The 7,806-nt window shown below is 64.8% G+C and carries 6 protein-coding genes and 1 pseudogene; all 7 read right to left on the bottom strand.

Translation table 11 applies throughout. From position 1 onward, the window contains the following. Positions 1 to 85: 85 nt before the first annotated feature. Positions 86 to 1,027: an alpha/beta hydrolase gene (locus tag NKJ90_RS32970; protein ID WP_032908205.1), complete on the bottom strand. Its 942-nt coding sequence runs from the start codon at positions 1,025 to 1,027 to the stop codon at positions 86 to 88. Positions 1,028 to 1,038: 11 nt separating this feature from the next. After that, the gene (locus NKJ90_RS32965) at positions 1,039 to 1,719 is read right to left on the bottom strand and encodes an isochorismatase family protein (protein WP_023763166.1); all 681 of its coding nucleotides are present in this window, start codon (positions 1,717 to 1,719) and stop codon (positions 1,039 to 1,041) included. A gap of 250 nt (positions 1,720 to 1,969) precedes the next feature. Next, positions 1,970 to 3,274: a M24 family metallopeptidase gene (locus NKJ90_RS32960; protein ID WP_023763167.1), complete on the bottom strand. Its 1,305-nt coding sequence runs from the start codon at positions 3,272 to 3,274 to the stop codon at positions 1,970 to 1,972. A gap of 193 nt (positions 3,275 to 3,467) precedes the next feature. After that, positions 3,468 to 4,439: a GlxA family transcriptional regulator gene (locus tag NKJ90_RS32955; RefSeq protein WP_023763168.1), complete on the bottom strand. Its 972-nt coding sequence runs from the start codon at positions 4,437 to 4,439 to the stop codon at positions 3,468 to 3,470. Positions 4,440 to 4,804: 365 nt separating this feature from the next. Beyond that, complete coding sequence (locus NKJ90_RS32950; protein WP_023763169.1) at positions 4,805 to 6,010, bottom strand: trans-sulfuration enzyme family protein; 1,206 nt, start codon at positions 6,008 to 6,010, stop codon at positions 4,805 to 4,807. Further along, positions 6,007 to 7,428: a pyridoxal-phosphate dependent enzyme gene (locus NKJ90_RS32945; protein ID WP_023763170.1), complete on the bottom strand. Its 1,422-nt coding sequence runs from the start codon at positions 7,426 to 7,428 to the stop codon at positions 6,007 to 6,009. Before NKJ90_RS32945 ends, NKJ90_RS32950 begins: the two co-directional genes overlap by 4 nt. Before the next feature lie 97 nt (positions 7,429 to 7,525). Then, positions 7,526 to 7,806: pseudogene (locus tag NKJ90_RS32940) on the bottom strand (hypothetical protein); the annotation flags it as partial.

The raw sequence follows: 7,806 nt of genomic DNA, 5'->3' as shown, positions 1-7,806 counted from the left end.
AAACCCATCGCCAGCAAGATGCGAAGAGCCAGATGGAACAGAGACTTCCTCTTCCAGCTCTTTACTCATATGCGATAGCCCTGCCTCAAGGGGGGAGATCACCCCTACCCAGCGCGGCAACCGCTGCAACAATCCGCGCAAACGCTTCCGCCGCTGCCGGCACTGTCGTCCGGGCGCGCAGGAAGCTGTGCACCAGCCTCGGCTCCTCGTGCCACCACGCCTTGCCGCCGGCGGCAATAATGCGGTCGCGGTAGGTCTCGCCGTCCGACGATAGTGGGTCGCATTCGGCAGTGACGATCACGGTTGGCGGCAGGCCGGAGAAGTCGGTGTCGCGCAAAGGCTGGAGGGTCGGATCGTCGGGCGACTGCCGCCTGGCAGAGCGGACGTCGCGGTAGAAGGCAATGTCGGCCACGGACAGCAGCGGCGCTTCGGCGTGCTCGACATAGGAGCCGGCGGCCTGGTCGCCGCCGAGGTCGGGATAGATCAGCACCTGGCCGATGGCGGCGCCGCGGCGGGTCGCCTGCGCCACTCCAGCCGCGAGATTGCCGCCGGCGCTTTCGCCGCACAGCACCAGCGGCAGGTCGGTGGCGGCGGCCGCCCATTCGAAGGCGGTGACGGCATCGTCGAAGGCTGCGGGGTGCACATGCTCCGGCGCCAGCCGGTATTCGACCGACAGCACGTCGAAACCGGTGCCGGCGCAGAGCTCGGCGCAGATGTCGTCATGGCTGTCGAGCCCGCCGAGGATGAAGCCGCCGCCATGAAAGTAGACCACCATCGCCTTCGGGGCCGCGCCGGCAAGCCGGTAGCGGCGGATCGGGATGTCGCGGCCGGCCGCGGCGATCAGGCTGTCGCTGGCCGTGACGCCGGGCGGGCGGCCCTGATGGAAGGCACGGCTCATCCGGTCATAGACGGCGCGCTGCTTGTCGATCGGCAGGCCGAGGATCTCGGGCGGATACCAGGCGTTGACCGCGTCGATATAGGCCCAGAGCTCTGGGTCGAGCCGGGTTTCGTATTTGCCCCGAGTCATGCTTTCGGCAGTCATAGGTCTGCGTAGAGCGCGGCCGCGTTGTCGAAGGTGAAGCGCAGCGGCACCGAGCCTTCGACCTGCCAAGCGGTGACGGTCTCGCCGGCCAGCAGCCGGCAGGCGCCGTCGGTGTCGGTGACGGCACCGCCATAGAGCCGGTTGGCGAGGTTGAGGATGCCGGTCTGGTGCATGGCCGCACTGCCGCTGCCGCAGGCATCCTTGACCAAGAGCACGCGAAAACCTTTCGCCACCGCGTCCTTCACCGAAGCGTCGATGCAGGCCTCGGTCCAGACGCCCGACACGACCAGCCATTCGATGCCGGCGGACTTGATGTCGCGGGCCGCCGGCCCGGAGCGGAAGGCACTGGCCTCGGCCTTGATCAGCAGCGCCTCGCCATCAGCCGGCGCCACCTCATGGCAGATCTCGGTCAGCGGATCGCTCTTGTCGGAAAAGGCCGACTTGCCGTCCTCACCGACTGGATGGAACGGCCGCTCCTGGCTGTCGAGGTCGACGATGTAGGCCCAGTGGTAGAGCGGCACATGGTTTTGCCGCGCCGCCGCCTGCAGGCGCTGGACGTTGGCGATGACCGTTGCGTAACCGTCGACGAGATAGCGCGGGTCCTGCCGGTGCTCTTCCTGCAGGTCGATGAAGATCGCGGCCACGGTGCCGCGCTTGATGGCGATGGGGATTTTCATGCGGCGCCTTCATCCACGGGCGGAGCAGCCCAAGACTCGTCCCTATGCCGGTGGGACAGCGCCCCCCTCTGCCCTGCCGGGCATCTCCCCCTCAAGGGGGGAGATCGGCCGTCGCGAATGCCTTCGCCAATCACCAAAGCTGCAGGAAAAAGCGCCGTAGGCGACGCTGCCAATCTCCCCCCTTGAGGGGGAGATGTCCGGCAGGACAGAGGGGGGCGCCAGGTAACGAGGCGCTCATCGGTTGCGCGTATCAAACCTGCTTCTCCAGAAACTCGTCCTCATACGGGAAGCGCGACAGAAGCTCTGTACCGGTGTCGGTGATCAGGATCTCGTCCTCCAGCTTGACGCCCTCGCGGCCGCCTTTTTCGCCGATGTAGCTTTCCACGCTCACCACCATGCCTGGCACGATATGGCCGTCGCGGCCATAGGTTTCGTAGTCCATGGCATGCGCGATGAACGGTGTTTCGCCATGCATGCCGACGCCGTGCATGACCGAGGTGTAGCGCTGGTCGACGAAACGGTCCGGGATCTTCCAGGCTTTCTCGGCGATTTCGCGGAACGCCATGCCGGGTTTGACGATCGAAATGTTGTGCTGAACCTGGTCGTGCGCCATGCGGTAGAGCGACTTCTGGTAGGGCGTCGGCTTGCCCGGCCCGCAGCGGAAGGTGCGGGAAAAATCGGAATAATAGCCGTAGCAGCCGATCGTGTCGGTATCGAGCGCCAGCAACTCGCCGGGCCGGATCTTGCGGCCGCTGGCCTCGTTGAACCACGGGTTGGTGCGCTGGCCGGAGGTGAGCAGCCGGGTCTCGATGAACTCGCCGCCCTGGCGGATGACCTCGCCATACATGATGGCGAACAAATCGTTTTCGGAGACGCCGGGCTTGATCGCCTCGCGCACCGCATAGACGGCGGCCTCGGCGCCGGCCATCGACACCTGCAGGCATTTGACTTCCTCAGGTGTCTTCACCGCGCGCACCGCCAGGATTTCGCCCTGGCAATCGCGGACCTCGCAGCCGCGCTTTTCCAGCGCCAGCGCCTGCAGATGGCTGCAGCGGTCGAGGCCGAGCTTCATCGAGCCGCCGCCATGCTGTTTCAAAAGCTCGGCGATCTCGTCGGCGAAGGGACCGGCGGTCTCGTCGTCGCGGCCGGAGACCGACGACCAGACGAGCTTGGAAGGCCGCGCCTCGTCGATCGTGTCGAGCACCATCGAGACATGGTAGCTCTGCGGGTATTCGAACAGCACGATCGGCCCGTCGGTGGGGATAAAGAAATAGCGCGTCGAGTTGCGCAAGAAATAGCCGAACATGTTGCGCGAGCCGGTGGCGTAGCGCTGGTTGTAGGGGTCGAACAACACCACGCCGCCATAGCCGGCCTCGCGCATCCAGCCGCGCAGCTTGGCCAGCCGGCCTTTTCGCAAAGCATCGGCGTCGATGAAGGACGGCTCGGTGTCGGACAGCCACATGCCGCCCGCCGGATCGGCCGCCGCCGGGTGGCGCATGCAGTCCTTGAAGTCCACGTCCTCGGTGCTGTCGGGGTCGAATACGACGATGCTCATGGGTACGGCCTTGGCTGGGTTGCGAGGTCGGAGCATGGCGCAAGCGAGGCAAGGGGATTGTGCGGAAAACCGCGTGTGTTGTGCGGGATGCCGCAGGAGCCTAATGCGGAACGCTGGAGGGACAGCACCCCCCTCTGTCCTACCGGAGGGGGTGCTGTCCCGCTAACATCTCATCGCGTCAGCGAGCGCACCCCTAATGCCTTCTCGCCAATTTCGGCGGGTGGCCATGCTCCTCGCGAAAAGCTCGAGCAAAGCTCGACATCGAGGCGAAGCCGCAGGCCAGCGCCACGTCGCGTACGGCGAGCGTCGAATGCGCCAGCAGGTCGGCGGCGCGCTTTAGCCGCAGCCGCCGGTAGTAGCCATTGGGCGAGATGGCGAGTTCGGAGCGGAAGGAGCGTTCGAGCTTGTCGGAGGAGACGCCGAGCTTCGCGGTCAGCTCGGCCATGCCGAGCCGCTCCTCGACCGCGTCCTCCATGATGGCGATGGCCGACAGCACCAACTCGTTGCGGACGCCGGTGCGCAGCCGCAGCGGCATCATCTTGCGGTCGATGCTGGAGCGCAGCTGGCTGTGCACGAACCATTCGGCGACGCCGGCGGCAAGTTCGGCGCCGTAATCGCGGGTGATGATCTCCAGCATCATGTCGAGGCTGCCGACGCCGCCGGCCGACGTAAAACGCTTGCGGTCGATGACATAGAGGTCGCGCCTGAGCTCGATGTTGGGGAAGGCCTCGGTGAAGGCGGCCTGGCTGGTCCAGTGCAAGGTGCAGGCGTGGCCGTCGAGCAGGCCGGCCCGGGCGAGGAAGAACGCCGCATCCGCCACCGCGCCGATATGGGCGCCGTTGCGCAGGCTCTTGCGAATCCAGCTCGCGGCGTCCTCGGCGACGAGGTGATCAGCATCGCCGCCCGAGCAGACGACGATGCGGTCGACCTTCGGCGCGTCCTCGGCATAAAAACCAGGCTGGATGACGACGCCGTTCGACGCCTCGACCGGGCCTTTTGTGCCGCCGACGATGATCCAGCGATAGCACGGCCGTTTCGCCAGGACATTGGCGGCGCGTAGCGGCTCGATGACGGAGCTGAACGCCATCATCGGAAAGCCGGGAAAGACCAGCACCGCGAAGGTGAGGGGTGTTTCGGTCGGTTTGGGTGGAGCGTGCGTGGCCATGGGCGCTACACTTCGGGCAGATGCGGGTCGGGGTCAACGGCAATTGGCGAGCGATGCTCGAAGCGCTGCTTGCTTTGACTGCCGCGCGGCGAAGAGATCTGTCAAATGTCGGCGGGACAGCACCCCCCTCTGGCCTGCCGGCCATCTCCCCCGCAAGGAGGGAGATTGGCAGTTTCAATGTCGCCGCTCGTCTTGCAACGTTCGAGATTAGCGAAAGCAGAAATGACATCTAATCTCCCCCCTTGCGGGGGAGATGTCCGGCAGGACAGAGGGGGGTGTGAAGGATCGCGACAGAACCAGTTTACCCTGCGCCGTAGCAGTCGCTTCGCCGTGAAGCGGCCGAAGAGCCAACGCAGGGTTTGCCCTCAGCCCCCCAGCGCCTGGTCCAGATCGGCGATCAGATCATCGCCGTCCTCGATGCCCGCCGACAGCCGCACCAGCGAATCGGAAATGCCGATCTCGTCGCGCTTCTCGGCGGGGATCGAGCCGTGCGTCATCAGCGCCGGGTGCTCGATCAGGCTCTCCACCCCGCCGAGGCTTTCGGCCAGGGTGAACAGTTGCGTGCGTTCTAGGAACCTTTTGGTGCTGGCAAGGTCGCGGTCGAGCACGGCTGATATCATGCCGCCGAAGGCATGCATCTGCCTGACAGCGATCTCATGCTGCGGGTGGCTGGCGAGGCCGGGATAGATGACTCGGCGCACGTCGCTCCGGCCTTCCAACCACTGCGCGATCTTGAGGCCGTTGGCGGAATGACGCTCCATCCTGAGCGCCAAAGTCTTGAGGCCGCGCAGGGCCAGAAAGCTGTCGAACGGGCCCGAAATGGCGCCGATGGCGTTCTGCAGGAATTTCAGCTGGGTGGACAAATCCTTGTTGTCGCCGACGACGGCGACGCCGCCGACCATGTCGGAATGGCCGTTGAGATATTTCGTCGTAGAGTGGACGACGATGTCGATGCCGAGTTCGAGCGGCCGCTGAATATAGGGGCTGCAAAACGTGTTGTCGGCGACCGTGAGAACCCCCTTGCGTTTGGCTAGGGCCGCGACACCTTCGAGATCGACGATGCGCAGCAGCGGGTTGGTCGGCGTCTCGACCCAGAGCATTTTTGTTTCGGGGCGGATCGCGGCTTCCACGGCGGCGAGATCGGTGAAATCGACGAACGAGACCTGCAGATTGGCCGAGCGCTTGCGTACCCGCTCCATCAAACGGAAGGAGCCGCCATAGATGTCGTCGGTGGCAACGATATGCGCGCCGGAATCGAGCAGCTCCAGCACGGTGGCGATCGACGCCAGGCCGGACGCGAAGGCGAAGGCGGCCGAGCCGCTTTCGAGATCGGCCACCGCCCGCTCGAAGGCAAAGCGCGTCGGGTTCTGGCTGCGGGCATATTCGAAGCCCTTGTGAACGCCGGGCGACTGCTGGCCATAGGTCGAGGTGGCGTAGATCGGCACCATCACCGCGCCGGTCAGCGGGTCGTGGCTCTGGCCGCCATGGATGGTGCGCGTCGAAAAGGCGAGGCGGTTCTTGCCTGATGAAGATGGGCCCGCTGAAGATGGGCCGGATATGCTGCTGGTCATCGTGCGCGCCTCAGATGGTTGATCAGGTCGATGCGGGTTATCAGGCCGATGAACTCGTCGCCGTCGAAGATGATGGCGACCTCGTTGCGGTCGAATACCGGCAACAGCGCATCCAGCGTCTGGCTGGCCTGCAGCGTGTGCAAATTGGAGGTCATCGCCGTGCGCACCGGACCGTTGAAGCGCTCCCAGCGGCCGTCATAGGGGCCGTCGACCTTGGCAAGGATGTCACTTTCGTCGACGATGCCGACGAGCTTGCCATTGTCGAGCACCGGTAGCTGCGACACATCGGAGCGACGCATGCGGCCATAGGCGTTGAGCAGGCTTTCGTCCGGGCCGACATAGACGGTGTCGCCGGTGCGGTGCGAACGCATCACCAGGTCGCGCAGATCGCCATGCTGCTCGTGCTCGGCCAGGCCCTGCTCGGCCAGCCAGAAATCGTCGAACACTTTCGACAGATATTTGTTGCCGCTGTCGCAGACGAAGGTGACGACCCGCTTCGCAGAGGTCTGCTCGCGGCAATAGCGCAGGGCGGCCGACAGCAACGTGCCCGAGGATGAGCCCGCCAGGATGCCTTCCTTGGACAGGAGGTCGCGCACGGCCAGCATGCTCTGCTTGTCGGGAATGGAGTACGCCTTTTTCACCAGCGACAAATCGGCATTGGGCGGCACGAAATCCTCGCCGATGCCTTCCACGGTCCAGCTGCCGGCCTCTTCCATCTTGCCGGTCTTGATCAACGGTGCCAGCACCGAGCCGACCGGATCGGCCAGCACCATTTCTGTCTTGGGCGAAACCTTCGCAAAGTAGCGGCCGAGCCCGGTCAGCGTGCCGCCGGAGCCGACGCCGACCACCACCGCGTCGACGTCGCCATCGAGCTGCGAGAAGATTTCCGGACCGGTGGTGGTTTCATGTGCCAGTGGGTTGGCCGGGTTGGCGAACTGGTTGGCGTAGAAGGCGCCGGGCGTTTCAGCCGCGATCTTCTCGGCCATGTCGTGGTAATATTCCGCATGGCCCTTGCCGACATCGGAGCGCGTCATGCGCACCTCGGCGCCGAGCGCGCGCAGATGCTGGATTTTCTCGCGCGACATCTTGTCGGGCACCACCAGCACGATGCGGTAGCCTTTGGGGATGCCGACCTGAGCAAGGCCGAGGCCGGTATTGCCGGCGGTCGCCTCGACGATGGTACCGCCGCGCCGGAGCTTGCCCTCTCTCTCGGCGGCGGCGATCATCGACAGCGCGATGCGGTCCTTGATCGAGCCGCCGGGATTCTGGCTTTCGAGCTTGATGAACAGCCGGCATTTGCCGGTGTCGAACTTGGTCAGTTCGACAACCGGCGTCTGGCCGATCAGGTCGAGAACCGACTTATAGGGCGGACGCATGCGCGACAACGCGTCGGCTGCGGCGATCTTGTGCTCGCTCATATCGATGCTCCATGACCAAGCGACCGCCTCGGGGCAGAGCGGTAGCGTGTCCTCTTTTCCAGCCCTTTGCTCTCGGAAAGAAGATAGATCGTGCCAATCAACCGGCCAGATGCGGAATGAAATTCCGGGCTGGCATCGCCGCTGCGCAAGTCGCTGCAAGGTCGCGGGACAGCGCCCCCCTCTGGCCTGCCGGCCATCTCCCCCTCAGGTGGGGAGATTGGACTTCACGAACGCTTTCGCCAATCTCCACCGTCAGAAGGAAGGCGCCGTCAGCGAAGCTGCCGATCTCCCCACTTGAGGGCAGGGCTATCGCATATGAGTAAAGAGCTGGAAGAGGAAGTCTCTGTTCCATCTGGCTCTTCGCATCTTGCTGGCGAT

This window comes from Mesorhizobium sp. M0051 (assembly GCF_040323235.1).
Lineage (GTDB): Bacteria > Pseudomonadota > Alphaproteobacteria > Rhizobiales > Rhizobiaceae > Mesorhizobium.
The sequence above is the reverse complement of the archived record's forward strand: the minus strand, read 5'-3'. Positions and strand labels throughout refer to the sequence as shown.

Coding starts and splice junctions, on each gene's coding strand:
- NKJ90_RS32970 (WP_032908205.1), bottom strand. CDS start 1,027: ATGACTCGGGGCAAATACGAAACCCGGCTCGACCCAGAGCTCTGGGCC.
- NKJ90_RS32965 (WP_023763166.1), bottom strand. CDS start 1,719: ATGAAAATCCCCATCGCCATCAAGCGCGGCACCGTGGCCGCGATCTTC.
- NKJ90_RS32960 (WP_023763167.1), bottom strand. CDS start 3,274: ATGAGCATCGTCGTATTCGACCCCGACAGCACCGAGGACGTGGACTTC.
- NKJ90_RS32955 (WP_023763168.1), bottom strand. CDS start 4,439: ATGGCCACGCACGCTCCACCCAAACCGACCGAAACACCCCTCACCTTC.
- NKJ90_RS32950 (WP_023763169.1), bottom strand. CDS start 6,010: ATGACCAGCAGCATATCCGGCCCATCTTCAGCGGGCCCATCTTCATCA.
- NKJ90_RS32945 (WP_023763170.1), bottom strand. CDS start 7,428: ATGAGCGAGCACAAGATCGCCGCAGCCGACGCGTTGTCGCGCATGCGT.